This window comes from Paraburkholderia sp. SIMBA_030, from assembly GCF_046535245.1.
GTDB lineage: Bacteria > Pseudomonadota > Gammaproteobacteria > Burkholderiales > Burkholderiaceae > Paraburkholderia.
This window is the reverse complement of the sequence record NZ_JAWRXB010000662.1, coordinates 1-268: the sequence shown is the minus strand read 5'-3', so window position 1 is coordinate 268 and position 268 is coordinate 1. Positions and strand designations below refer to the sequence as shown.

General features: G+C 48.1%; 1 protein-coding gene. It reads left to right on the top strand.

What is annotated here, in order from left to right:
- On the top strand, positions 1-268 hold a 268-nt coding region (locus SB772_RS41610; protein WP_410838722.1), incomplete at both ends, for an IgaA/UmoB family intracellular growth attenuator.

Genomic DNA, 268 nt, shown 5'->3' with positions numbered 1-268 from the left:
CCGCTCATTACCATTACCAGAATCTGAACTGGTCAACAAAGCGACGGCATTGACCGAAGCAGTTAATCGCCAGCTGCACCCTAAACCGGAAGATGAATCTCGCGTCAGTGCCTCATTACGTTCAGCGATTCAAAAATCCGGCATGGTATTGCTTGATGATTTTGGCGACATTGTACTGAAGACAGCGGATTTATGTTCTGCCAAAGATGACTGTGTGCGACTGAAAAATGCGCTGGTCAATCTCGGCAACAGTAAAGACTGGGACGCG